Genomic DNA, 25,047 nt, shown 5'->3' on the forward strand with positions numbered 1-25,047 from the left:
CTGTGAAGCCGCCTCCTACTCGATACTACTGCATGGGCGCCGTACGCCGTCGGTCAGGGCGGGGCGGGGCGTAGGTTGGGTTAAAGGAACGTAGCGACGAAGCCCAACGTATTCGTACCGTACCTTTGGGCTTCGTTGCGCTCAGCGCCAACCTGCCCGCGAGCGCCCGTTCGCTCGAACATCGGCTGTCGCAAGACATCCGAGCCAGCAAAAGCCCCGCACAGGGCGGGGCTTTTGCTGGCGAGGGAGGCCGGGCTCAGCGCACGCCGGAGTTGCGCAGGGCTGCCGGCGTGTACTGGTTGGAGTTGGCCTTGTAGTTGTAGGTGTAGGGGTTCTTCTCTTCGTTCTTCATACCCATGACCAGGTAACGACCGGAGATCAGGTCGTAGAGGGTCTCCATCGAGTACAGCGGAACCTGGACGTTATAGAAGTACAGGCTGTGCGCCTCGGCTACGCGCCACAGCTGGTTGCGGCCGTCGTAGTGATCGATCACCGCAGCCTGCCAGGTGTCTTCGTCGATGAAGAAGTGGCGCTTGGCATAGATGTGGCGCTCGCCCGGCTTCAGCGTCGCTTCGACCTCCCAGACGCGGTGCAGCTCGTAGCGGGTCAGGTCCTGGTTGATATGACCTGGCTTGATGATGTCGGCGTACTTGAGCGTCGGCGAATCCAGGCGATAGGCGTTGTAGGGGATGTACAGCTCCTTCTTGCCGATCAGTTTCCAGTCATAGCGATCCGGGGCGCCGTTGAACATGTCCAGGTTGTCGGATGTGCGCAGGCCGTCGGCGGCAGTGCCTGGGCCGTCATAGGCAACCTGGGGCGCGCGGCGCACACGGCGCTGGCCGGCATTGTAGATCCATGCCATACGCGGCTCTTTCACCTGGTCCAGGGTTTCATGCACGAGCAGCACGTTGCCTGCCAGCCGTGACGGCTCGGTCACCTGCTGCTTGAAATAGAACAGGACGTTGCCGTGCTTTTCCGGCTTGTAGTCGGTCAGGGTGTCGGTGTAGACCACCTCGTCGACGAACTTGACCACGCTGAAGCTGCCGTTCACCTGCGGCGTAGCCTGAGCGATGATGCGGCGCGCAGAGCTGCCGCGGTAACGGGTGATGTGGTTCCAGATGAGTTCCAGGCCATCCTTGGGAATCGGGAAGGCGACGGCGGTCGTGAAATTCTCCAGGCCGTTGCCGCCGCGAACCAGATTGGTCTGGCGGGCATTGCGTGCGGCTGCGTCGTAGATGTGCTGCGGCATGGCGGCGCTGCGACGCGTCTCGAAGACCGGCAGCCGGTAGGTGTCCGGGTAGCGCTTGAGCATCGCGATCTGCCCGGGCGTCAGGTTGTCCCTGTACTGCTCGTAGTTCTGCGCGGTGATGGTGAACTTGGGCCGGTCGCTGGCGTAAGGATCGCCGACGAAGCCGTCGGAAGAGACTGGTGCGGCGTCCGGCGCCAGACCTCCGGTCCACGCTGGAATGGTGCCTGCCGAGTTGCCGGCCTTCTCGGCGCCGATGGGCGTCAGCTCGTTGCCGAGGCGCGCTGCATCTGACTCGGGAACCGCCGCCATGGCGCTGCAGGCCATTAGCGACAGGGTTAACGCTCCGGTAGTGAGCATTGTTGTTTTCATTGTCTCGTCCTGTAGTTCTGAATAGCTGATGCCTCGCAGCGTCTGAGCGAAGTCAGGCGCCGACTGATGCGGCGCTCGAACGTGCACGGGCAGGTTTCGTTGCGCAGAGGCAATTGTTGACGTGGGCACTTCGGTGCTCGTCCGTTCGGCAGTCCCGGCTGCCGGCCGCGCGCACGCTCTAGCTCGCCACTTCGAGGTGTATCGAGGGTGGGGGTGGGGCTGACTGTAAGTCAAGGCCGACCGGTGAACACCCCGACATAATCAGCATTGATGATGGTCGGAATGCCGATGGCGTTCCGTCGGGATCCTTCGATGTTCCGCACCTTCGCTGGTTAGAATGCGCGGCCCTGTCCGGCGGTGCCGGATACTCACTTTCTTGCGCGGAGGCGCCGATGTCGTTTCAGGCGTACCCGGGGCTGGTGATAGCACCGGGTTTACTTCTCAATGGCCTGGCACTGTTGTGCGGTCTTTGCGGCGGTTGGTTGCTGCTGGCCACCCGCTGGCGTCAGGCGCGTGCCATGGCGCGGCCAGTGGCGGCTGTCAATGCGAGTACTCGCGATGCCGTATCCGTGGTGAGCCCTGCCAGCGGGCGCATCGATCGGGTTTTCTATGGCTTCGGTGCGGCTGGACTGTTGCTGGGGCTGGGCCTGTCGCTGGCTTCCCGGCTTCTCTGATCCGCGACTGCAGAAAGCCGGCTGCGCCCAGGCGCAGCCGGTCTGAATCGCTCAGGGTTCCAGTCCGGCCTCGAGCCGGTACTGATTGCGTACCGGGGTGGCGTACTGCTGGATCAGATATGGCTGCTGCACGCTTGGGCAGGCGGCCAGGCGTTTGCTCCATTCGGCTTCGGCGCGTTCCACTTCTTCGCGGCTGAACACATCGGCCGCGCCGGGTACCTGGATCTCCGGGTCCTGATCGTCCCACAGGCGGTAGGCCAGGTAGTGCACCGGGAACAGCCGGTAGCTGCCGAGAATCTGGCGATCCACCGCTGCAGCCATCAGCTTGGCATCCTCGGGCACGCTTTCCATCGGCGCGCCAAAGGCAATGTGCACACGGCCCTTGTAGCCGGTGATCCCCAGGGCGATGCTGGTATCGTCCTCTCCCGGGGCCTTGGTGTAGCTGCCGGTGGTGGCGCGGATGTACAACTCGCGAGCCTTGGCCTGATCACAGGGATCGTACTCGTAGCTGATCGCCACCGGCACCGGGCGTAGCGCCGCGAGCGCATCGGCGAAGGCCTGGTCCTTTTGACTCATGTGCAGCATCTTGAGGATCGCCGAGTCGGTGCGGTCATCGCCATCCTTGGCGCGGCCTTCGGCCTGTGCGATCCATACCGATTCGCCATCGTGACGAATCGAGTGGTTGATATAGGACGACAGCACCTGGTAGGCCGCCAGCTTCTCGCGCCGACCGGTGATGGAGCGGCGTACGATGAAGCTCTTGTTCAGGCGCATCAGATCGCTGACGAAGGGGCGCTGAAGCAGGTTGTCGCCGATGGCGATGCGCGGCGTGCGGATACCGGCCTGGTAAACGGCATAGTTGACGAATGCCGGATCCATGACGATGTCCCGGTGGTTGGCCAGGAACAGGTAGGCACGGCCTTGCTGCAGGTGCTCCAGTCCGGAAAAGGTCACGCCGTCGGTGGCGCGCTCGATCGTGCGGTCGACGTACTCCTCGATCTTGTGCTGCAGCGCGTCGACCGTGTGAATGCTGGCGAACTGGCGCCGCAGCCGGCGCGAGATGACCGGTTTGATCAGCCAGCCCAGGCTGTCGGCCAGACGCGGAAAACGGAAGTGCGCCAGAATGTCGAGAAACTCCCGATCGGCGAACAGGCGGGCCATGACAACCGGGACTTCGGCGTCGGCATAGGGTCGGATGGCTTCGAATTCGTCCATCATGCTCTCTGTAAGGGAAACGGATACGGGCTGCTGCGGACGGGATCGGGCAATCGCTGAACGGAACGGAGCCGGTTGACCCATACTCATCGAGTCGTACGGCTGTCGTACTGCCTGATTGCCCGTAACTCCGACCTGCGGCCCAGGTGAGCTTCTGGTGAAGCGCACCGAGTCGGTTCTTCTCAAAGGTTCGAAACTCGGCGACCTTTAAAGACGGCGATTATAGCGACAAGTCACGTGGAGGTTTGATGCTCGAGATTCAGGACTATCAGTGCCCATACTGCGGTGAGCCGGTCGAGGCTGCGCTCGACCTCAGTGGTGGTGATCAACGCTACATCGAAGACTGCGCGGTATGTTGCCGGCCGGTGCTGTTCGACCTGCGCACCGACGGTGTCGACTGGCAGCTGGATGTTTACCGGGAGGATGATTGATGCGGCGCATCTACGAGCCGCGCGACCTGCTGGAGGCCGAGATGCTCAGCGGCATGCTGATCGGCGAAGGCATCGACGCATTCCTGGCTGGCAGTCACCTGATCGGTGCCATGGGCGAGCTGCCGACGGCGGGCCTGCTCGGCCTCATGGTGGCGGACGAGGATGCCGAGCGGGCGCGGCAGCTGATCGCTGCGTACAATGGCGCCGAGCCGTTGCCGGGCGATGAACCGGAAAGTTTTCCCGGCGAACTGATCTGCTGACGAGTCCTTCTATGTGCGGTCGCTATGCCCTTTTTCGCTGGAGCCAGGACTTCGCTGCCTTGCCCGGCTTTCCCTCCGATCAGCAGCCGCACTGGAGCCTCGCGCCCGGAGCTTCGGTCCTGTTGCTGCGTCAGGTCGATGCGCAGTTGCAGCTCAGCCGCGTGCGCTGGGGCCTGACGCCGGCCTGGCTTACCGATCTGACCCGTACCCCGGCGCAGGCACGCGCCGAAACGCTCGCCGAGCAGCCGATGTTCCGCGATGCCTTTCGCCTGCGTCGCGGTCTGCTGCCGGCCAACGGCTTCTACGAATGGCGTGGTTCGACGCGCAAGCGTCCCTACTGGATGACCAGCGAGGGCTCGCTCGCCTACTTCGCGGCGATCTGGGAGGCGTATCCGGTACAGGGCCACACTTATCTGAGCGCCGCGGTGGTGACCTTGCCGGCGGCGACGTTGCGCCGGCCGCTGATGCTTGATGAGGCCGGGCAGGCGGCCTGGCTCGATCCCGAAACGCCGCTCGAGGTACTCCAGGCCTTGTTGGGCCAGCCTCAGCCAGCGCTGCGCGAGCGCCCGCTGGCGACGCTGGTGAACGACCCGCGTCTCGACGGCCCGGAGTGCCTGACTCCAGCGTGACCCCGGACGCGGTGCCGGCCGTGCTCGTCAGACCTTGAACTGGTTGATCAGGCGGCGCTGCTGTTCGGCCAGGCGGGTCAGCCCAGCACTTGCCTGACTGGCTTCCTCGGCACCAGTGGCCACCTGCTGGGCAACCTGGCCGATGTTGGTGACGTTGCGATTGATGGCTTCGGTGACCGCGCTCTGCTCTTCGGCAGCACTGGCGATCTGGTTGTTCATGTCGCTGATCAGCGAGACCGCCTGGGTGATCGCCTGCAGGGCTTCGGCAGCGGTATCGGCCTGCTCCACGCTGCGCAGCGTTCTGTCGCGGCTTTGTTCCATGACCTGTACCACCTCCCGCGTGCCGCTCTGCAGCCGCTGGATCATCTGCTGGATCTCGCCGGTCGCCTGTTGCGTCTTCTGCGCCAGATTGCGCACTTCGTCGGCTACCACCGCGAAGCCGCGGCCCTGTTCCCCGGCCCGGGCTGCCTCGATGGCCGCGTTGAGGGCCAGCAGATTGGTTTGCTCGGCGATGCTGCGGATGGCTACCAGAATGGCATCGATGTTTTCGCTGTCACGGGCCAGCGTCTGCACTGCGTCGACGGCGCGACCGATCTCGCTGGCCAACTCGGTGATGGTCGAGCCGGTGTCCTGCACGATATGCCGGCCCTCATTGGCGGCGCGATCCGCATTGCTGGCTGCGTCTGCCGCCTGGGTCGCATTGCGTGCCACGTCCTGCGCGGTCGCTGTCATCTGCTGCACGGCGGTGGCGACCAGTTCGATTTCTGCCAGTTGCGTCTGTACGCCCTTGTCGGTACGGATGGCGATGTCGGCGGTGTGCTCGGAGGCATCACTGACCTGCTGCACCGAGCCAACCACGTCGCCGATCATGCTTTGCAGGCGCGCAAGAAAGGTGTTGAAGCCGGCGGCGATCCGTCCCAGTTCGTTGCGGCTGTCGATGTGCAGCCGCTGGGTGAGGTCTCCTTCCCCCTGGCCGATGTTGTCCAGCATGAGCACCATGTCGCGCAGCGGACGGGTGATGCGCCGGCTGATCAGCCAGATGAGCGCAAGCCCGACCACGGCCATCAGCAAGCCGATCAGCAGCATGGTGCCGAGGCTGCTGCGATTTTCTGCGGCCAGGGCAGTGATGAGCTGATCGACATCCTGCATGACTACCGCTGTGGGCAGTTCGAACACCAGTACCCAGCGGGCATCGGTACCTGCGAAGGAGAAGGGCAGGAACAAGGCGATCTGGCCCGTTTCTTCATTGGCTTGATAGTGGGTCTGGCCGACCGGCAGTTGCTGGACGAGTTCGACTTCCTTGGGGCCCAGAACCTGTGCCGCCGGTTTGCCGAGTTGGCTGGCATCCAGGCTATAGGCGGCCAGGCGGCCGTTGCTGGAAATCAGGGTGATCTCGCCGGCGCCACCGTAGAGCTGGCCGTTGACCTCGCTGAGCAGTTGCTGGATGAAATCGACGCCGATGTCGGTGCCGACGATGCCTTGGAACTTGCCATCGATGATGATCGGCGCGCTGAACGATGAGAGCAGGGTCTTCTCGCCGTTCATCTCGAGGGGCGCCGGATCGCCGACGCAGGGTTTCAGCTTTTCCCGTGCACACAGATAGGACTCACCGGCGCGTACACCGGTTTCGAGCAACGTGGCGTCCTCTATGCCGGAGAGCCTGTCCAGTACGATGTTGCCGCTGCTGTCACGGTACAGCCAACTGGCGAAGCGGCCGTTGAGCATGCCGGGGGAGTCGCCGCGGTACATCACGTCATTGGCGTCGACCCCGTTGGGTTCCCAGGCGATGAATGTGCTTTTCAGCGACGGACTTTGCAACAGCGTCTGGCGCGCCAGGTTGATCAGCTCCTCGCGCGTCAGGTTGGCCAGCGGCATGCCCTCGCCGTCGGTCATGCCGGGCAGGGCATTGACTCGCGCCAGGCTGATGGCGATCTGTAGCGGGTCCTGCAGCTGCGCCTGAATGCGGCTGGCCTGCCATTGTGCCAGCGCAGTCACGCGTTCCTCGACCATGGCATCGATCAGGGTCCCGGTTCGTTCCTCGACCAATTCCTGGGTCCGCATACTCGATACCGCTGCATAGAGCAGCAGCGCTGCCATGATGGCCAGTGTGCAGGCGCCGGCTAGCACCGCAAAGGAGGTCTGGATTGATCGGAACATGATGGGGCCACTCTTGTTTTTATAGGTGTTCGAAAGCTATCGGCAGCAATTGCGACGACTGCAGTATAGGTTTGGTTGCCTGGCCGTTGGCCCCGATCTAGGATACGGCGCAGGTTTTCCGGAGAGATTCGATGTTCAAGCCGCACACATTGTCCATGCTGATCGCCGCCGCCGTGCTGGCGGGTTGTCAGGCCGTCAACACCACCAGTGGCGGTGCCGTGGGGGTCGAACGCAAGCAATACATGTTCAGCATGCTGTCGACCGAGCAGGTCAACCAGATGTATGCCCAGTCCTATCAGGAGACGCTCAGCGAGGCCACGAGCAAGGGCGTGCTGGAGAAGGACCGCGCGATCAACAAGCGCGTCAACGGCATCGCCGAGCGCCTGATCGCCAAGGTATCGGTGTTCCGCCCGGACGCGGCCCAGTGGGCATGGGAGGTCAATGTGATCGACAGTCCCGAGCTCAATGCCAACTGCGGCCCGGGCGGCAAGATCATTTTCTATACCGGGCTGATCGAGAAGCTGAAGCTTTCCGACGATGAGATCGCCGCGGTGATGGGGCACGAGATTGCGCATGCGTTGCGTGAGCATGGCCGCGAAGCGATGTCCAAGGCCTATGGCGTGCAGATGGCGACCCAGCTCGGCTCGGCCATGGGAGTCGGTTCCGGCGGGCTGCAGCTGGCGAACATGGGCGTGGAGTATCTGATGACGCTGCCCAACAGCCGTGGCAACGAGAACGAAGCCGATCTGATCGGGCTGGAGCTGGCGGCGCGTGCCGGTTACGACCCGAATGCAGCGATCACGCTGTGGCAAAAGATGGCATCGGCTGGCGGCTCGGCTCCGCCGGAATTCATGAGCACACACCCGTCGTCCGCCACCCGCACCGCGGCACTCAAAGCGAATATCCCGAAAGTCATGCCGCTATACGAGCAAGCTCGCGGCGGCCGCTGAGCCTGGCGTGGGGCGCCGGCCGCTCAGGTCGGCGAAAGCAGCTTCGTCCAGGGCGTTTCGAGGCCCAGTTGCTGGTGCACGCCGTCAAGGTCGACAAGGGTATGGATCTCCTCGATATCCCCGGCGGGACTGAGTGTCCAGACACTCATCGCGGCGATGGCGAGGATCTTGTTCGAGACCGAATGGCCGGGCAGCGGCGTCGCCAGCGTGCCCATCACGGTGCACGAGGTGACCACCTTGTGGCCCTCGCCGATGCAGTCGTCCACCACGACTTGCAGATCCGGCATCGCCGCACGTACGGCGCGCACGAGCTCGGCGAAGCCCGCGCTATTCAGCGGCTGGCCGATGAATGAGCCCTTGTAGGCGAAATACCTGCTCTGCATCTGCTCGGAAAGGGCCAGCCGGCCCTTGTTCCAACTCAGATCGATATGGTTGCAGACTCGTTTCTTGCGTCCGTCCGCTGACATGCGGGCTGGTCTCCTCGGGGAGCCGATATGCGCTGCGCCAGTGCACAGTATCAGCTCCCCGATCACGCAGATTTGCGCTGGGTATCAGCCTGAGACAATCGCACTCATGGTCAGCGCCTGATAGCCGGCGTAGATCGCCAGCGCAGCGAAACCGGCCGCTGCGACCCGGCGGATCAGCGTCAACGGCAGCCGGTCGGCGGCGAAATGGCTGACCAGCACCACCGGAACGTTCGCCAGCAGCATGCCGACCGTGGTGCCGAGGATGACCAGGATGAATTCCGGATACTGCGCGGCGAGCATCACCGTGGCGACCTGTGTCTTGTCACCCATTTCGGCAATGAAGAACGCGATCGTGGTGGCGACGAAGGGGCCGTAGGGGCGACCCAGCCTGGCGTCATCATCATCCAGTTTGTCCGGCACCAGGGTCCAGAGTGCGACGGCTACGAAGCTTGCGGCGAGTATCCAGCTCAGCGCCACCGGCGAGAGCAGGCTCGATACCCAGCTGCCGACCGCGCCAGCGGCTGCGTGGTTGGCCAGCGTGGCGACGACGATCCCCCAGATGATTGGCCACGGCCGCCTGTAGCGCGCGGCCAGCAGCAGCGCCAGCAACTGGGTCTTGTCGCCGATTTCGGCCAGGGCAACGATCAGGGTGGGAACGAAGAACGATTCCAAACGGTATTCCTTAAGGGCGGGTCGACAGTTCACCATGACATGCACAGCCTGCCCGCCCGGGTCAGGTGTGTATGTCATGGGTCTTGTCAAACCTGGCCTGGCGTATCGTTACGCGTGGCCGGTCGCATGCGCCATGGTCTGCGGACCAAGTATGTTGACGTATGCCGGACGAGCAGGGCGCTCGTCGGAGACTACTCCCCCAAGGACGGCGGCGAGTTTGCCGCAACCGGCCGGTCGGTGCAACCGCTTGCCGCGACGTCAGGGGCGTACGGTGCGGTAGATGCGGAAGCCGTCGCGCTCGGCGAGGGTCTGGCAGCGGCCGAGATGTTGTTCTATCAGAGGTGGGTACTTGAGAAAGGCATTGGCTACCAGGCGCAGCTCGCCGCCGTCCAGCAGGTGCTCGCCGGCGCGCTCTATCAGCATCTCGCTGGCGCGGTAACTGGTGTGCACGCCCTGGTGAAACGGCGGATTGCTGATGATCGCGCCGAGCTGGCACGGCGCAGCGTCGATACCATCGCCCGCGATCACCTCGGCTGCGAGCCCGTTGGCGGCGAGCGTCCTGCGGCTGCTCTCGACGGCAAAGGCGTCCACGTCCAGCAGCACCACGTCGGCGCCGGGATAGCGGCGCTTGAGCGTGGCACCGAGGGTGCCGGCGCCGCAGCCGAAGTCGAGCAGTGGGCCGCTGGGCAGATCGCTCAGGTGCTCGAGGAGCAGGGCACTGCCGAGATCCAGTCGACCGTGGCTGAATACACCGGGAAGGCTGATCACCTTCAGCGGGCCGTCCGCCAGCTCCAGGATGAAGTGATGGGCCAGGGCGTCCAGCTCGGGTGTGACCGGCGCCTGCTCGATTTCTACCTGCCAGAGTTGGCAATGGCGGGCGCTGTCGAGCTTGCGTGCGCGGCCCAGTCCGGCCAGTTGCCTGGCGGCGCGCTCGACGCCAGCGCGCTTCTCGCCGACCAGGTACAGCTTGCGTCCTTCGAGGCGCGCTGCCAGCGCCTGCAGCAGGTAGTCGGTCAGTTCGCGTGATTTCGGCAGGAACAGTACGGCGCTGTCGAATTCCGCCTGCGGCACGCTGATCCCGAAGCCGCAGCGCCCGGCAAAGCGCTTGTCGAGCAGTTGCTGATCGCCCGCATGCCAGCTCCAGCCAACGGCTGCCGGCAGCTGGCCCAGCAGGTCATCGGCTGGCAGGCCTGCCAGCAATACCCGGCCCTGGAACAGTTCGGCCTGGCGCAGCAGCACTTCGCTTCGCGGATCCATCAGCGTCTCCCTGAAAAATCGGCGAGCTTAGGGGCTATGGATGTGCGCTCGCAAGCCGCATGCAGCGCGACACGCATCCGCATGTGCGCTGTCGGCTCAGTTCACCTGGCGTGTCGGCGAACCGGCATAGAAGGTCGCGGCATTCTCCGCCAACTGGCCGACGATACGCTGGCGTGCCTCGCGGCTGCCCCAGGCGCTGTGCGGCGTGATGATCAGACGTGGCAGGCTCGGATCCAGCAGCGGGTTGTCGTCGCGGGGCGGCTCGCTGGTCAGGACGTCGGTGGCGGCTCCGCCCAGGTGGCCATGACGCAAGGCGTCGGCCAGCGCCTGTTCGTCGACCAGGCCACCACGGGCGGCATTGATCAGGAATGCGCTCGGCTTCATCAGCTGCAACTCGCGTGCGCCGATCAGGTTGCGTGTCTGCTCCGTCAGCGGACAGTGCAGCGTCAGCGCATCGACCTGCGGCAGCAGATCGTCCAGGTCCAGGCGGTCCGGACGTTTCGGCCGACCCGGCAGGTTGCCGATCAGCACGTGCATGCCGAATGCCTCCGCCAGTCGCGCCACGGCGCTGCCGAGCTCGCCATGGCCGAGCAGGCCGAGGGTCTTGCCTTCCAGTTCGACGATGGGAAAGTCCAGCAGGCAGAACTGCCCGCTTTCCTGCCAGCGGCCGCGGGCGACCGCCGCCTGATAGTCCGGTAGGCGGGTGGCCAGGGCCAGCAGCATCATCAGGGTGTGCTGCGCCACCGTGGCAGTGCCGTAGGCCTGGCAGTTGCTGACGACGATGCCGCGTTCGCGGGCCGCCTGCAGGTCGATGTTGTTGACGCCGGTGGCCGATACCAGGATCAGCCTCAGGTCGGGGCAGGCGGCGAGGGTTTCGGCATCGAGTGCGACCTTGTTGACGATGGCCACCTGGGCCCCGCGCAGACGCTCGATGATCTGGTCTGCCGCGCTCAGATCGTGACTGATCAGCTCATCGAACGCATTGCGTAGCGGGGAAAGATCGAGGTCGCCTTGATCGAGAGGGGAAAGATCGAGGAAAACGGCGCGATTGGGCATCAACTGTACCTTTCGAAGAAGCCGGGGCTGGTCGACAATGAATCCCGGCATGAATGTGGAGAGTGGCTTGTGTACTGGATGGAATTTATGACCGTGGCCCTGGTGCATCTACTCGCGGTGGCCAGCCCGGGTCCGGATTTCGCGGTGGTGGTACGCGAAAGCGTCACGCAGGGCCGGCGCGCGGGAAGCTGGACGGCGCTGGGCGTAGGTTGCGGGATTTTCGTCCACGTTGCCTACTCCCTGCTGGGTATCGGTCTGATCGTCTCGCAGTCGATTGTGCTGTTCAACCTCTTCAAGTGGCTGGCGGCGGGTTATCTGATCTATCTCGGCTGGCGGGCCTTGCGTGCGCGTCCGATGAATCTGGATGTGCCCGGCGAAACGAATGCCCAAGTGGCTCGATCGGCGTGGCGGGCGTTCGTCATCGGCTTCGTTACCAATGGCCTGAACCCCAAGGCCACGCTGTTCTTCCTTTCGCTATTCACCGTCGTGATCAGTCCTGATACGCCACTGCTGGTGCAGGCCGGTTATGGCGTCTATCTGGCAGCTGCCACGGCGCTGTGGTTTCTGCTGGTGGCCTGGCTGTTCAGCCGAGGCCGCGTACGGGCTGGCTTTGCGCGGCTGGGGCACTGGTTCGACCGACTGACCGGTGCGGTGCTGATCGGCCTTGGCGCGCGCCTCGCCTTGAGCGAGATCGGTTAACACGCTGAAACGAGCCACCGGGAAAATAATCCTTTGGACTGATTTTGCATGGGGGCGGACGCTCTAGAGTGGAGCTTACAACTCCAACAAGAACAGGATGCCCCTCATGCTGCAGACCCGTGTGATCAAGCCCGCGGCGAACGCCTATCAGTACCCCCTGTTGATCAAACGCCTGCTGTTGTCCGGCGTACGCTACGAGCGCCGCCGCGAGATCGTCTACCGTGACCAGCTGCGTTACGACTATCGCACCCTCAATCAGCGTATCGCCCGGCTGGCCAACGTGTTGACCGACGCTGGCGTCAAGGCAGGTGACACCGTGGCGGTGATGGATTGGGACAGCCACCGCTATCTGGAATGCATGTTTGCCATTCCAATGATCGGCGCGGTGGTGCACACCATCAATGTGCGGCTGTCGCCGGACCAGATCCTCTACACCATGAACCACGCCGATGACCGCTTCGTGCTGGTCAACAGCGAGTTCGTGCCGCTCTACCAGGCGATCGCCGGACAGTTGAGCTGCGTGCAGAAGACCCTGCTGCTTACCGACGGCGACGTGCACGATGCTGGCCTGCCGAACTGCATCGGTGAATACGAAAGCCTGCTTGCAGGCGCCGAGCCGAGTTACGACTTCCCCGACTTCGACGAGGACTCGGTCGCCACGACCTTCTACACCACCGGTACCACCGGCAACCCCAAGGGCGTGTACTTCACCCATCGCCAGCTGGTACTGCACACCCTGGCGGCGGCGGTCACCGTCGGTTGCCGGGAAAATCCGCAGCTGATGGGCTCGGCCGATGTCTACATGCCGATCACGCCAATGTTCCACGTGCATGCCTGGGGGCTGCCCTACGTGGCCACCATGCTCGGCCTCAAGCAGGTCTATCCCGGCCGCTACGACCCGGAATACCTGATCGAGCTGTGGCGCCGTGAGCAGGTGACCTTCTCCCATTGCGTGCCGACCATCGTGCAGATGCTGCTCAATGCCAAGGCCGCCCAGGGCACCGATTTCAACGGCTGGAAGATCACCATTGGCGGCAGTGCGCTGACCCGAGGCCTGTACGACCAGGCCAAGGCCTGCGGCATCGACCTGATCGCCGCCTACGGCATGTCCGAGACCTGTCCGCTGATTTCCGGTGCACATATCAGCGACGAGTTGCTGGAGGCTGACGAGGACACTCGCAGCACCTACCACCTCAAGGCGGGTGTGCCGGTGGTGCTGGTGGATGCGGCGATCCAGGCAGCCGACGGCAGCTTCCTGCCGGCAGACGGCACCTCACAGGGCGAGCTGGTGCTGCGCGCGCCCTGGTTGACGCAGGGCTATTACAACGAGCCGGAAAAAAGCGAGGAGCTCTGGGCCGACGGCTGGCTGCACACCGGCGATGTCGCGGTGATCGACGAGTTGGCCAATATCGAGATTCGCGACCGCATCAAGGACGTGATCAAGACCGGTGGCGAGTGGTTGTCTTCGTTGACGCTTGAAGGGTTGATCAGCCGCCACGAGGCAGTGCGCGACGTGGCGGTGGTCGGTGTGCCGGACGAGCGCTGGGGCGAGCGGCCCTTTGCGTTGCTGGTCCTGGCTGAGGGCCGCGAGCTGAGCGCCGACGACCTGCGTAGCTTCCTCGAGCCGGCGGTAGCCGAAGGGCATATCAATAAGTGGGCCATTCCCCAGCAGATCGCCCTGGTATCCGAAATACCCAAGACCAGCGTCGGCAAGCTGGACAAGAAGCACATCCGTAGCGAGATCGCACGCTGGCGGGATGACGGCGCCGTGTAGCGCGGCGCAGCCCGCTCGATTGAGCAGGGTGCACCTGCTTACCAGGCGTCCAGCAGGGTTTGCACGCGGGTCTGCAGGGTATCCAGGGTGAACGGTTTGCCGAGCAGTTCCTGTTCACGCTGGGCCGGACTCCGGGCATGCAGCGCCTCTTCGGCGTAGCCGGTGATGAACAGGACCTTCAGTACCGGTTGCATCTGGCGTGCATGCTCGGCGAGCTGGTAGCCATTCATGCCGCCAGGCAAGCCGATATCGGTGATCAGCAAGTCGATCGAGCCGGCCTGAGGGAGCAGGTCGAGCGCGGCGCTCCCGCTATCGGCTTGCAGCGTTTCATGGCCCATTTCCTCGAGCACTTCGCAGACCATGGTGCGAATGCTCGCCTCGTCGTCCACCACCATGATGCGCCGTTTGGGCAACTCTGCTGGCTGCTGCTGCGCTGGCGCCGCCTGGGATGGAGAGTCCGGCGCGCCGGTGTACTGCGGCAGATACAGGCAGACCGAGGTTCCGAGGCTTGGCGTACTGTCGATCTGTACGCTGCCGCCCGACTGGCGAGCAAAGCCGTAGACCATGGAAAGACCGAGCCCGGTGCCGGCACCCAGTGGTTTGGTGGTGAAGAATGGGTCGAAGACATACGCCAGCTTCTCCGGTGCGATCCCGCTGCCGGTGTCGGCCACGCACAGCATCACGTAGTTGCCGGGTGTCATGCCCAGAAGCTGGGCAGCGGTCTGGTCGAGCATCCGGTTCGCCGTGCTCAGAGTCAGTCTGCCACCCTCGGGCATTGCGTCGCGTGCATTGAGCGTCAGATTCAGCAGTGCATTCTCCAGCTGATTGGCGTCGCATTGGGTCAGCCAGAGGCTCTCTGCGAGTGACAGTTCGAAGGCTATCAGCGGCACCGTCGTACGTTGCAGCAGTTCCCGAAGCCCTTCGATCAGGGCATTGCTGTCGGTCGGTCGTGAGTGCAGGGGTTGTCGGCGGGAAAAGGCCAGCAGGCGGTGAGTCAGCGCGGTGGCCCGGTCTGCCGAGCCGAGCGCTGTATCAAGGTGGCGTCGCAGTTCATCGTGGCGCCCTTGGTCGAGGCGTCGGCCCAGCAGCCCAAGCGAGCCGACGATGCCTCCGAGCAGGTTGTTGAAATCATGGGCCAGCCCGCTGGTCAGCTGTCCCACGGCTTCCATCTTCTGTGATTGATGCAGTGCCGCCTCCGCCGATGTGCGGGCCGCTACGGCTTCCTCGATTCGGATTTCCAGCGTCTCGTTGAGGCGCTGCAGGGCCTGCTCGGTGCGCTTCTGGTCAGTAAGATCGATGCACGCCCCGACCAGATAGGACGGCCGGCCGTTCTGATCGCGCACGTTCATCGCTCTGCCGAACAGCCAGCGCTCTCCTTGCGCAGGCAACTGCACGCGAAAGTGCATCTCGAAATCCTCGCCGGTGGCGGCGCAACGCTTGCCCAGGTCGGTCATGCGGCTGCGATCGACGGGATGCACGCGCTTGAGCAGTTCGGTCAGATAAATGTCGTCGAACCCTTCCATGCCCACCAGGCGCAGCATGGAAGCATCCATGTCGATGCGCTGGCTGTCGAGCTGCCAGTAAAAGGTGCCGGTGCCTGATACCAGCAATGCCGCATTCAGACGCTCGTCGCTTTCCTGCAGTTGCGCCCGGGCCAGATCCTGGGCATGCAGCTGGGCGGTGACATCCTCGACCCGATGGATGATGTAGCGCACCCGGCCTTCGCCGTTCCTGACCGGTACATTCACCACGTTCCAGAAACGCTCCTCGAACCCGCCCCCCTCACTGGCTGGCCGCTCCAGCGCGTAGCGTACCTGGGCCAGTCGTTGTGTCTGGCCGGTGGCGATCACCTGATTGAGTGAGCGCTTGAGGATCGCGGCGCCGGAATGCGGGTCATCCGGCGCGTCGTCGGAAAAAACCTCGAACAGCGGCCGGCCGATCAGGTCCTCCCGGCGCGTCATGGTGACGCGTAATCGCTCGTCACTGCTGGCGATCATGGTGAAGTCGGTATCTGCCACCACGATCAGATAGATGCCGGGCAGGCTGTCGATGATTGCCTGCAGGTCATGCATAACGATCAAGTCCTTGGTTGAGGCGAGCGTATGTTACGTGCGCCAAGGTAGTGACTCCAAAGCAGCAGGAAAATTTGCCGGACCACTCAGTTGGCATGGCGCGTGATAATAGTCCGGATTTTTTGCGGGTCGCAGTTTCGCACTGCGCTCCGCGCCTGGATGGCATGTGCGGCTCTCTAATGGCTCACCCCGATGTTGATCCGCGAAACCTTCCCCGTCGGCCCGTTGCAGTGCAACTGCAATCCGTGCTGGGTGAATTGGGCAGAGTTTATTGGCGATTTTCCTGAGCCAAGCCGAGGGCTGTTTGACGGCCCCGCCTTTCAGGCAAGGCTGTGCCCGCCGGCATGCGCAGTGATGAAGCGATGAACAGCAGATCATTCCTGGATGCCGAATCGCCAAGACGGGGATAGCTGTGGCGCAGTCAGCTCGAGAGCTGAAGACTTGGAACGGTATATGGCTTCAGTGGGGGAAAAGAGCCATTCGAACCAGTTATCAGTTCGTGAGCGCCTGCTTTGCCCTGTATCGGTCGGTTCCGGCCACTTCGGAGTCTTGCTGGATACGTCAAGCAATCCGCGCCAGAGATGAATGATGTCATATAGCCATTGACCGTGGCGGTCAGGAATGATATCACTGCGCTAGTACAGCTTCTGATCATGTCGTTCGCTTAAAAAGCCTTATGGAAGGCCGGTTATGCGTGCCTGAATCAAAGCGTGCCTGACTGACCGTTTCAGCCTCGGTGCAGCCTAAAAATGCCGACGTTTTAACATGGATTGTACGGCCACACGAATTAGCGGCCAAGTTCGAGTGTGCCTCATCGCTAGAGAACAAAAAATGCCGGCTGTTTCCCGACGAACGCATTACCTGCCTCGCAAGACTTCCTCGCCACTTACTGACAACAAGGTTCCCATGTCCTATTCCCACGTACCGGCGAAGGCGCTGCTGTGCGCCCTCGGTTTTGCCGTGATGACGGCCAATGCGGCGATGGCCAACGAATCCGTTGTGCCTCCTTCCCAGCACCAGGCCTCCCAGGCCCAAGTGATGGTCAAGGCTGTTGAGTTCAGCGGCAACCGCACCTTCACCAGCGAACAGCTCCAGATGCAGATCGCTGACGATCTGGGCCGCCCGATGACCCTCACCGAGATGAAGGCGCTGGCTGCCAAGGTGGAGGCCTACTATCACGCTGCCAATTATCGGTTGGTCAAGGTGGTGGTCCCGGCCCAGGACTTCGCCAGCGAGCGGGCCCTCAAGCTGGTGGTGCTCGAAGGCTGGCTAGGCAACGTGCGGGTGACAGGGACCAAACGTTTCTCCAGTGAACAGGTGCTCGCAGCGCTGACCGACGGCGGTATCGTCGAAGGCAAGCCGTTCACCCTGGAAGAGGTAGAGCGCTCGCTGACTCACCTCAATCGCCTGTCCGGCATCACCGTCAGTTCGACCCTGCAGCCCGGTTCGCAGATCGGCTCCACCGATCTGGTGGTAGACGTAGTAGAAGCACCGCGGGTCAGCGGCGCCATGGAAGTCAACAACTATGGCAGCAAGGACACCGGCGAATACCGGCTGATGCCCACCCTGAAGTTCGCCAACCTGACCGGTAATGGCGACGAGGCCAATGTGCTGGCGCTCACCTCGCTGGGCGAAGGCGACCTCTGGTACGGCTACGTCGACTACAGCCTGCCGCTCAACGCCCGTGGCACCAAGGCGCGGGCCTACTACTCGCAGGGTAACGTCGACGTCGGCAACACCTTCCGCGTGCTCGAGATCGAGGGTGACAACAAGGGCTGGGGTCTGGGCGTGTCCCAGGACTTCGTGCGCTCGGCGCGCAGCATCATCACCGCCGAGGCTTGGCTGGAATCCCAGGACCTGGAGCAGAGCATCCTCGGCATCCGTACCGCCGAAGACAAGATCCGCAAGCTGCGCTTCGGCCTGAACCTGGACAACTCCGACCTCTACGGTCGCACGCTGGCTTCGGTTGGCCTGCATTACGGTCTGGGTGAAGCGCTCGGCGGCATGGAGGACGAATCGACCATGTCCAGCCGCGCAGTCGCGGAGGCCGACAACCGCTTCACCAAGTTCACCTTCGACGTGGCACGTCTGCAACAGCTGACGCCGCGTTTTCTGATCATTCCGCGCATTGCCGGGCAGTACTCCATCGACTCGCTGGTCTCCAGCGAACAGTGGGGCATCGGTGGCATGAACTCGGTGGTCGGCCATGCGCCATCGACCTACTCGGGCGACCATGGTTTCACCGCCAGCCTGGAAGGCCGCTACCAGATCTTCAAGGGCGACGACCGCTATCAATTCACCGCGCGCATGGACCACGGCCAGGTGTGGCTGAAGGAAACCTTCGTCGACCAGGACGACCACCAGGACCTGACTGGTGCGGCCATCGGCGTGCTGGCACGTCCGATCCCGAGCGTCGATCTGCGTCTGGACGTAGGCATGCCGCTCAGCGAAACCACCGAAGACAGCTCCTACGTCTACGCCCAGGCGCGCTACCGCTTCTGAGCCCCGGAAACCACACCCATTTCGCACAGGTAAGTACTCATGTCCCGTAAGAAAAAAGGCACGCAGTCTGTCATCAAGGCGATCTCGGTTTCCGTGATCGGCGCCGGTAGTTCGGTTGCGTTGGCTGGCCCCACTGGTGGTGTTGCGGTCGAAGGTGGCATCGCCATCGGCGCGATGAACAACAACCAGATGGTCATCACCCAGGCGCTGCAGAAGGGCATCATCAACTGGACCGACTTCAGCATCGACGCCGGAGAGCTGGTGCAGTTCGTCCAGAATGCAGGCAATGACTCCGTGACCCTGAACCGGGTTCTGGGCAGCCAGGTCTCGAATATCCAGGGCGCGCTGCAGGCCAACGGCAATATCTTCCTGATCAACCCCAACGGCATCGTCTTCGGTGCCGGCTCTACCATCGATGTCGCCGGCCTGCTGGCCACCACCTTCGACGTCGATGACCAGAGCTTCCTCAATGGCGGCGACCTGAACTTCTCCCAGGTCGACGGCGCCGCTTTGGCGAGCATCTCCAACCAGGGGACGATCACCGCAGACTCCGGCGGCTTCGTCTACTTGGTCGCCCCCAATGTCGACAACAGCGGCCACGTGATCGCCAACGTTGGTACCGTCACCATGGCTGCCGGTAACCGTTTCACGGTGAACCTGCAGGGCAGCAACCTGATCAACTTCAGCGTTTCCGCCGATGCGCTGACGGCTGCGACCGGTGACGCTCTGACCGGCGTCAATAACAGCGGTACCGTGCAAGCCCAGACCGTCCTGCTGCAGGGCAATTCGGCCAGCGGCCTTATGAGCTCGGTGGTCAACAACAGCGGCATCGTCGAGGCGACCGACCTGACCATGACAGGCGGCGACATCGTTCAGAACGGTACCATCAAGGGCGTTGGCGTCGCGGCTGCCACCACTGCCACCCTGGCGGCGACCCAAACGATCACCACCGGCAGCAACAGCTCCACCCGCGCTAGTACCTTGAATCTCTCCGTCACCGGTGAGGGTGCCTCCATCGGCACCGAGGAAGAAGCGCTCAAGGTCGACGCCGATGTGCTCAGCGCCACTGCCGAGAATGGCCACGTACTGGTTACCGACGTCAGCGGTGGCGTTGCGCTGCTCGACGTTCGCGCAGGCACCGCCCAGGCCGGTGGTAGCGTAGTCATCACCGCCAAGGGTGGGAGCATCACCTCCGCTCACCCCTCGCACACCAACGTCACCGGCTACTCGGCCAACTTCATTGCCGATGGTTCCGTAGGTACCACCAACGATGCTGTTGGAGCCCAGGTAGGCGTGCTTTCCGCCTCCACCCAAGACGGTGGCATCAACCTGAACAACGAAGGTTCGGTGATTCTCGGCGATATTGTCGCGCGCGAGCAGATTACCGTGGGTGGGCAGACCGTCAGCTCCACCGCCGTGGACAACGCCGGCAGCATCAAGCTGAGTAACGGCGACGCGGGCACCAAGAGCGTTTCGGTGCGCTCGACAGGCGACGTCATCCTGACCGGTACCGTATCGGCCACCGATGCGCTGAGTGTGCGCTCCAATACCGGAAGTATTCTCGCTGCCCAGGCCGGCACCCAACTGGTGGGTCGCACCATCAACCTGCAGGCTGGCAAGGAAGTCGGTGACGTTTCGCAGGCTTTGAGCACCCAGAGCAATACCGTCAATGCCATCTCCCAGGATGGCGGTATCTACCTGAATGAGAGCAACGGCCTGACCGTCGGTACCATCAACGCCTCCGGTAACGACAATGACGTGGTGCTCAATGCCACCGCCGGCAACATCGCCGTCGGCAGCATCACCGCCGACGGCGGTAGCGTCTCGCTCACCGCGGCCGCTGGTGGTATCACCGACAACAACGGCGATGCCACCAACGCCACCGCCGCTGACCTCAGCCTGTCGAGCAAGAACGCCATCGGTACCTCCGGCAACGCCCTGGAGACCAATGTCGATACCCTTAGCGCGACCACCAGCGCCGCACAGGCCGGGGTCTTCCTGTCCAACCTGAAAGCGCTGACCAAGCTCTCGGTGACCACCCCCAACGGGGATACCAACGTCGCATTCAGCGGCGGTGCGCTGATCTACAACCGCAACCTGAGCACACTCTCGCTGGCGCGCACCCTGGGCCTGGACGTGGCCTTTTCGAACATCGCCAGCGGCTACAAGCTCGGTGGCATCGATGCCGGCGCCGACAAGAGCGTGTCGCTGTACGCGGCTGGCGATATCACCCAGGGCAGCGGTCGTGTCGTCGCCAAGGATCTCTCCATCGAGGCATCCGGCAACATCGGCAGCGCCGATACTGCGCTGCAGACCGCGACCGACACCCTGAGCCTGAGCACGCGCAACGGCTTTGCTAACCTCGCCAACACCTCCGACGAGCTGGCGCTGAGCGCAACGGCCAATGCGGCTAATGGTGCCGTCAAGCTGTCGCAGACAGGCGATCTGGTCGTTGATTCGGTCAATGCCACCACGGGCGTCGAGCTGAACGCCGACGGTGCCATCACCGCCGCCGAGGACAGCGTTGGCACCAATATCTCCGCCGGCTCGCTCAAGCTCAGTGGCGCTTCGATCGGTACCGCCAGCCAGGCGCTCACCAGCCAGGTGAACGGTGGCGCGGTGAACCTGACCGCCAACTCGGGCGACGTCAACTTCTCGAACATCGGCGCGATCAGCCTGCTGGACGTGCTGGCCTCGGGCAAGGTGAGCTTCCAGAACTCCGGCGATGCCGTGGTTGGCCAGGTCCAGGCTGGAGGCACCGTCAACTTCAAGGTGTCCGGCAATGTGACCGATGGCAACGGCGACGGCGCCAACTTCGTCACCAGTGGCCTCACTGCCGCCGTACGCTCCTTCGGCACCAGCGGCGATGCCCTGGAAATCCAAGTGGACAGCCTGGTGATCGATGCCGCCAACGGTGGCATCTACGCTCGCCAGAGCAACGGCAACCTGCTGTCGCTGGTGCAGCTCACCAGTGGTGGCAGTGGCAGCGACATCCAGGTTTCGGCCAGTGGCGACATCGCCCTGGGCCATGTGGATGCCGGTGGCAACAACGTGAAGCTCAGCGCCGCCGGCAGCATCGAAGATGCCCGCAGCGACAAGAGCAAGGCCAACATCGTCGCCCGTTCGCTGGACATGAGTGCACCGGGAGGCATCGGCCAGCAGGGTGGCCTGGATCTGGATGTCAGCTTTCTCGCGGCTGCAGGTGGCAGCGGTGGCGTTACCGCCACCAACGCCGGCGCGGTCGCCGTCGACAGTTCCTCGCTGGTCGGCAAGGGTGCCAGTGCGATCACCATCGTCGCCACCGCGATTACCGTACTGGACAACAGCGGCGGCACCATCACCATGGATGGCGGCACCCTGACCCTGACCGCCACCGCCGGCAATATCGTTTTCCTCAACCAGAACGACACCATTTACCTGCCAGGTGGCGGTAGCATCACCCTGACCGCGTTGTCCAAGTCGGACTCCGCCGTACCTGGCTATGACGGTGTGATCATCGCCGGTAATCTGAAGACCGACGGCGGGAAGATCACGCTGCAGGCCCAGTCGAACATCACCATCGGCATGCTTGACGCTCAGGGTAATGCCGGCACCGCCGGTGACGTCACCGTTGCTTCGGCGGGCGGGGTGATCCTCGACGGCAACGGGACCGCGCAAAACATCCGCGGCAACAAGGTCAGCCTGACCGCCAGCACCCCGAGCGAGCACGACGCCGAACTGACCCGCGACACCGCCATCGCTGAATACTCGGCACGCGATGCCGAGGCCGCAGCCAAGTTGCTGCAGCTGAATATCCTCATTCAACAACTCAAGGACTACGAGGCTCTGGTCACCTCGGCCGCCTTGCAGAATAGCCTGGCTGAGCTGTCCCAGCGCCTTGCTGAAATTGCCGCGAATAACCAGTCGTCCAAGGTGGATAGCATGTCGGCGGTCGCCGACGGCCTGAACACTGCGCTCAACGCCGCCACAGTGGTCCGCAACGCTGCGGCGGTGATTGCCGGCGCGGCCCAGGCCATTCCGTTCTCCGGCGATGCTGGCGCCGATGCGGCGTTCGCCGTGGTCGACCTGGTGATGTCCGCTGCCTCCCTGGCGCTGGACAGCTACGAGCGCTACAGTCTGGCGCCCGAGCAGGACCTGCTGACCGAGCTGAACAACACCCTGGACGTGGCCAATGCCGCGATCTATACCGCGGCGACAAACCTCGCCACCACCACTGCGATCCGCGATACCACCGCGACCTCCAAGGCCGCCGCCGACCTGGCCGTATTCAAGGCCAACACCGCCCGTGATGCCTCCTTGCAGGTACGCCGGCAAGCCGTAGCGGCCTATGACCTGAACCAGCAGATCGACAGCTCCGCCGACAAGCCGCTGGGCATCACCGCCAACCGTCTGGATATCAATGGCGGCGACACCATCGACTCCAGCCTGTACCTGGATTCCACTGGAAGTCTGGGCCTGGGCGATATCACCGTCGCCAGCGGCGAGCAGATCGTCGCCGAAGCAGCGGACGACATCGGTGTGGTAGGCAGTGTCAACAGTGACACCTCCATCAGCCTGACGGCGGGCAACGCCATCCTCGGCCAGGGCGGTACGTTGATCACTCCGGACCTGCTGATGGTCGCCGGCAACGGCATCGGTGCAAACCAGGCCGTCAATACCCAGACCGACCGCGTAGCGGCCGACGCCGGCAACAGTGGCGTGGCCATCACCAACGCCAATGGCGGCGCCCTGCTGACCATCGGCACCCAGGGTGCGGTGAAGGGCATCACTGGCGCCGGTGATATCAACGTCATCACCGACGGCTCGCTGAAAATCGACGAACTGGTGAAAGACAGCACGCACACCCATACCGTCAGCCTGACTAGCACCAACGGCGCGATCGTCGATGGCAATACCGTCGAACGCAACGTGCAGGGCGGTACCCTGGTAGCCAAGGCTGCCGGCTCCATCGACCTGGATACCGAAGTCGATACCCTCAACGCCGAAGTCACCGACGCTGGCAACATCACCCTGCGTGAAGCCAACGGTGTCACCGCGCGTGACCTCAAGACCGCAGATGGCGACATCGACCTGAACGCCGCGGGTGCGGTGGTCGTGGGCAGCCTGGATGCTGGTTCCGGCACCGGTCGCATCGACCTGACCGCGGGTGGCGCAGTAGATGACGACCAGGACAACAGCACCCTGATCGTCGCCGACGCACTGTCGATCAACGCCACCGGCAGCGTCGGCGCTACTGGCAGCAACACCAACCGTCATCTGGATACCCAAGTCAACAGCGTCGACGTCACCGCCAGCGGTGAAGTCAACCTGGCCGAAGTCGATAACCTGAACGTCGGCATTCTGGAAACCGACCATGGCGACGTTACCGTAACCACTGGCGGCTCGCTGAACCTGGGTACGCTGACCACCGACACCGTCGACAGCACCGTAACCCTGGTTGCCGGCGGCCAGATCAGCAATGCCAAGGACGACGAAAGCAGCAACATCGACGCCGCCAACCTGGCGCTTTCCGCCGCCAATGGCATCGGTGCCGACAAGGCGCTCAACGTGAACGTCGCCAACCTCGAAGCGCATGCCGATACCGGCAGCATCAAGGTCGAGGACCTGGACGGCGATCTGGTTATCGGTGGCGTTACACCGAACCTCGGCAATGCCGCCATCACCGGCGTCAACACTAACGGGGGCGACATTCAGATCGGCACTGCCGGCAACCTGACCGTCAACGAAACCGTGATCAACACCGATAGCGGCGCGATCACCCTGAGTGCTGGCGGGAACGTCCAGCAGAACGTCGACCTCCAGACCGTCAACGGTGGCATTTCGGTGGCCGCTGGTGGCGACATCGACATGCTGGCCGGTACCCGGGCTCTCTCGCAGGGCACAGGCGACATCAGCTATACCGCCGATGGCAACGCCAGTCTGCAACAGATCACCACCAACAGCGGCAACATCGACCTGGGCGCAGGTGGCAACCTGATCCAGCATGCGCTGGTGCAGACCGGTGCGGGCAACATCAAGGCTCAAGCCGGTGGCGACCTGACCACTCTGGCCAACACCACCGTAACCGGTACCGGCGACGTCAACTACAGCGCTGGCGGTAACGCCAGCCTGCAGCGGATCACCACCAACAGCGGCAACATCGACCTGGGCGCCGATGGCAGCCTGACCCAGCACGCACTGGTGCAGACTGGCGCGGGCAACATCAAGGCTCAAGCCGGTGGCAACCTGACCACTCTGGCTGATACCACAGTGGTCGGCAGCGGCAACGTCAACTACTTAAGTAATGAAGGCAATGTGAGCCTGCAGCAGGTGACAACCGGCGCAGGCAACGTCGTCCTTGAGGCTACGCTTGGCGATCTGACCCAGCATGCTCTGGTGCAGACCGGCGAAGGCAATGTCAACGCCACGGCCGGTGGCAACCTGCTGATGACCGCTGGCCAGCAGACGCAAGTCGTGGGCACTGGCGACATCGCTTACACCGCCACCGGCAACGCCGATCTGGAAAACCTGTCCACCGGCAGCGGCGACATTGCGCTGACGGCCGAGACCGGTGACCTGACCCAGAATGGCCTGGTGCATTCGGGTGAAGGTGATATCACCACCACCGCGGGTGG

Annotated in this window: 17 protein-coding genes; 9 read left to right on the forward strand and 8 right to left on the reverse strand. The window is 63.4% G+C overall.

What is annotated here, in order from left to right; genetic code table 11:
- Positions 1 to 256: 256 nt before the first annotated feature.
- Positions 257 to 1,606 (reverse strand): DUF1329 domain-containing protein, encoded by a 1,350-nt coding sequence (locus tag B597_RS42035; RefSeq protein WP_031323715.1) that lies wholly within the window; start codon positions 1,604 to 1,606, stop codon positions 257 to 259.
- 404 nt (positions 1,607 to 2,010) lie between these two features.
- On the opposite strand from B597_RS42035, the gene B597_RS42040 reads away from it, so the two are divergent.
- Positions 2,011 to 2,292, forward strand: a complete 282-nt coding sequence (locus B597_RS42040; RefSeq protein ID WP_003293738.1) for a hypothetical protein — start codon at positions 2,011 to 2,013, stop codon at positions 2,290 to 2,292.
- 51 nt (positions 2,293 to 2,343) lie between these two features.
- On the opposite strand, the gene B597_RS42045 is transcribed toward B597_RS42040, so the two are convergent.
- The gene (locus B597_RS42045; protein WP_003293736.1) at positions 2,344 to 3,510 is read right to left on the reverse strand and encodes a 1-acyl-sn-glycerol-3-phosphate acyltransferase; all 1,167 of its coding nucleotides are present in this window, start codon (positions 3,508 to 3,510) and stop codon (positions 2,344 to 2,346) included.
- A gap of 245 nt (positions 3,511 to 3,755) precedes the next feature.
- Here B597_RS42045 and B597_RS42050 point away from each other — a divergent pair, with 245 nt between their 5' ends.
- From B597_RS42050 to B597_RS42060, 3 genes are read left to right on the forward strand one after another with little or no spacing between them, the layout of a single operon-like run.
- Complete coding sequence (locus B597_RS42050; RefSeq protein ID WP_003293734.1) at positions 3,756 to 3,938, forward strand: CPXCG motif-containing cysteine-rich protein; 183 nt, start codon at positions 3,756 to 3,758, stop codon at positions 3,936 to 3,938.
- Positions 3,938 to 4,198, forward strand: a complete 261-nt coding sequence (locus B597_RS42055) for a putative signal transducing protein (RefSeq protein WP_003293733.1) — start codon at positions 3,938 to 3,940, stop codon at positions 4,196 to 4,198. The genes B597_RS42050 and B597_RS42055 overlap by 1 nt, the downstream gene beginning before the upstream one ends.
- 11 nt (positions 4,199 to 4,209) lie before the next feature.
- Positions 4,210 to 4,827: an SOS response-associated peptidase gene (locus tag B597_RS42060; RefSeq protein WP_003293732.1), complete on the forward strand. Its 618-nt coding sequence runs from the start codon at positions 4,210 to 4,212 to the stop codon at positions 4,825 to 4,827.
- A gap of 27 nt (positions 4,828 to 4,854) precedes the next feature.
- Here B597_RS42060 and B597_RS42065 read toward each other — a convergent pair whose 3' ends face one another.
- Positions 4,855 to 6,984 carry a methyl-accepting chemotaxis protein gene (locus B597_RS42065; RefSeq protein WP_003293730.1) on the reverse strand — a complete coding sequence of 710 codons (2,130 nt, stop codon included), beginning with the start codon at positions 6,982 to 6,984 and terminating at the stop codon, positions 4,855 to 4,857.
- Positions 6,985 to 7,115: 131 nt separating this feature from the next.
- Here B597_RS42065 and B597_RS42070 point away from each other — a divergent pair, with 131 nt between their 5' ends.
- Positions 7,116 to 7,934 (forward strand): M48 family metallopeptidase, encoded by an 819-nt coding sequence (locus B597_RS42070; protein WP_024162411.1) that lies wholly within the window; start codon positions 7,116 to 7,118, stop codon positions 7,932 to 7,934.
- 23 nt (positions 7,935 to 7,957) lie between these two features.
- Here the strand turns inward: B597_RS42070 and B597_RS42075 are convergent, their stop codons facing one another.
- From B597_RS42075 to B597_RS42090, 4 genes are all read right to left on the reverse strand, one after another.
- A complete protein-coding gene (locus tag B597_RS42075) occupies positions 7,958 to 8,401 on the reverse strand; it encodes an ester cyclase (RefSeq protein ID WP_003293728.1) in 444 nt (147 codons plus the stop codon).
- A gap of 84 nt (positions 8,402 to 8,485) precedes the next feature.
- On the reverse strand, positions 8,486 to 9,073 hold the full coding sequence (locus B597_RS42080; RefSeq protein WP_003293727.1) for a TMEM165/GDT1 family protein: 588 nt from the start codon (positions 9,071 to 9,073) through the stop codon (positions 8,486 to 8,488).
- Positions 9,074 to 9,331: 258 nt separating this feature from the next.
- Positions 9,332 to 10,330 carry a class I SAM-dependent methyltransferase gene (locus B597_RS42085; protein ID WP_003293726.1) on the reverse strand — a complete coding sequence of 333 codons (999 nt, stop codon included), beginning with the start codon at positions 10,328 to 10,330 and terminating at the stop codon, positions 9,332 to 9,334.
- 96 nt (positions 10,331 to 10,426) lie between these two features.
- Positions 10,427 to 11,386 carry a 2-hydroxyacid dehydrogenase gene (locus B597_RS42090; RefSeq protein ID WP_003293724.1) on the reverse strand — a complete coding sequence of 320 codons (960 nt, stop codon included), beginning with the start codon at positions 11,384 to 11,386 and terminating at the stop codon, positions 10,427 to 10,429.
- Positions 11,387 to 11,455: 69 nt separating this feature from the next.
- Between B597_RS42090 and B597_RS42095 the strand changes: the two genes are divergently transcribed.
- Positions 11,456 to 12,085 (forward strand): LysE family translocator, encoded by a 630-nt coding sequence (locus B597_RS42095; RefSeq protein WP_003293722.1) that lies wholly within the window; start codon positions 11,456 to 11,458, stop codon positions 12,083 to 12,085.
- A gap of 106 nt (positions 12,086 to 12,191) precedes the next feature.
- Positions 12,192 to 13,859, forward strand: a complete 1,668-nt coding sequence (locus B597_RS42100) for a fatty acid--CoA ligase (protein WP_003293720.1) — start codon at positions 12,192 to 12,194, stop codon at positions 13,857 to 13,859.
- Positions 13,860 to 13,897: 38 nt separating this feature from the next.
- On the opposite strand, the gene B597_RS42105 is transcribed toward B597_RS42100, so the two are convergent.
- Positions 13,898 to 15,931: an ATP-binding protein gene (locus B597_RS42105; protein WP_003293719.1), complete on the reverse strand. Its 2,034-nt coding sequence runs from the start codon at positions 15,929 to 15,931 to the stop codon at positions 13,898 to 13,900.
- Positions 15,932 to 16,837: 906 nt separating this feature from the next.
- Here B597_RS42105 and B597_RS42110 point away from each other — a divergent pair.
- Positions 16,838 to 18,433 (forward strand): ShlB/FhaC/HecB family hemolysin secretion/activation protein, encoded by a 1,596-nt coding sequence (locus tag B597_RS42110; RefSeq protein WP_003293717.1) that lies wholly within the window; start codon positions 16,838 to 16,840, stop codon positions 18,431 to 18,433.
- A 39-nt stretch (positions 18,434 to 18,472) separates the two neighbouring features.
- A partial coding sequence (locus tag B597_RS42115; RefSeq protein ID WP_024162413.1) for a two-partner secretion domain-containing protein occupies positions 18,473 to 25,047 on the forward strand: 6,575 nt, incomplete at its 3' end.

The sequence above is a fragment of the Stutzerimonas stutzeri KOS6 genome (assembly GCF_000307775.2).
GTDB classification, from domain to species: Bacteria; Pseudomonadota; Gammaproteobacteria; order Pseudomonadales; family Pseudomonadaceae; genus Stutzerimonas; species Stutzerimonas stutzeri_B.

Excerpts from the sequence above, each read along its gene's own strand:
- B597_RS42035 (WP_031323715.1), bottom strand. The coding sequence starts at position 1,606 with ATGCTCACTACCGGAGCGTTAACCCTGTCGCTAATGGCCTGCAGCGCC.
- B597_RS42040 (WP_003293738.1), top strand. The coding sequence starts at position 2,011 with ATGTCGTTTCAGGCGTACCCGGGGCTGGTGATAGCACCGGGTTTACTT.
- B597_RS42045 (WP_003293736.1), bottom strand. The coding sequence starts at position 3,510 with ATGATGGACGAATTCGAAGCCATCCGACCCTATGCCGACGCCGAAGTC.
- B597_RS42050 (WP_003293734.1), top strand. The coding sequence starts at position 3,756 with ATGCTCGAGATTCAGGACTATCAGTGCCCATACTGCGGTGAGCCGGTC.
- B597_RS42055 (WP_003293733.1), top strand. The coding sequence starts at position 3,938 with ATGCGGCGCATCTACGAGCCGCGCGACCTGCTGGAGGCCGAGATGCTC.
- B597_RS42060 (WP_003293732.1), top strand. The coding sequence starts at position 4,210 with ATGTGCGGTCGCTATGCCCTTTTTCGCTGGAGCCAGGACTTCGCTGCC.
- B597_RS42065 (WP_003293730.1), bottom strand. The coding sequence starts at position 6,984 with ATGTTCCGATCAATCCAGACCTCCTTTGCGGTGCTAGCCGGCGCCTGC.
- B597_RS42070 (WP_024162411.1), top strand. The coding sequence starts at position 7,116 with ATGTTCAAGCCGCACACATTGTCCATGCTGATCGCCGCCGCCGTGCTG.
- B597_RS42075 (WP_003293728.1), bottom strand. The coding sequence starts at position 8,401 with ATGTCAGCGGACGGACGCAAGAAACGAGTCTGCAACCATATCGATCTG.
- B597_RS42085 (WP_003293726.1), bottom strand. The coding sequence starts at position 10,330 with ATGGATCCGCGAAGCGAAGTGCTGCTGCGCCAGGCCGAACTGTTCCAG.
- B597_RS42090 (WP_003293724.1), bottom strand. The coding sequence starts at position 11,386 with ATGCCCAATCGCGCCGTTTTCCTCGATCTTTCCCCTCTCGATCAAGGC.
- B597_RS42100 (WP_003293720.1), top strand. The coding sequence starts at position 12,192 with ATGCTGCAGACCCGTGTGATCAAGCCCGCGGCGAACGCCTATCAGTAC.
- B597_RS42105 (WP_003293719.1), bottom strand. The coding sequence starts at position 15,931 with ATGCATGACCTGCAGGCAATCATCGACAGCCTGCCCGGCATCTATCTG.
- B597_RS42110 (WP_003293717.1), top strand. The coding sequence starts at position 16,838 with ATGTCCTATTCCCACGTACCGGCGAAGGCGCTGCTGTGCGCCCTCGGT.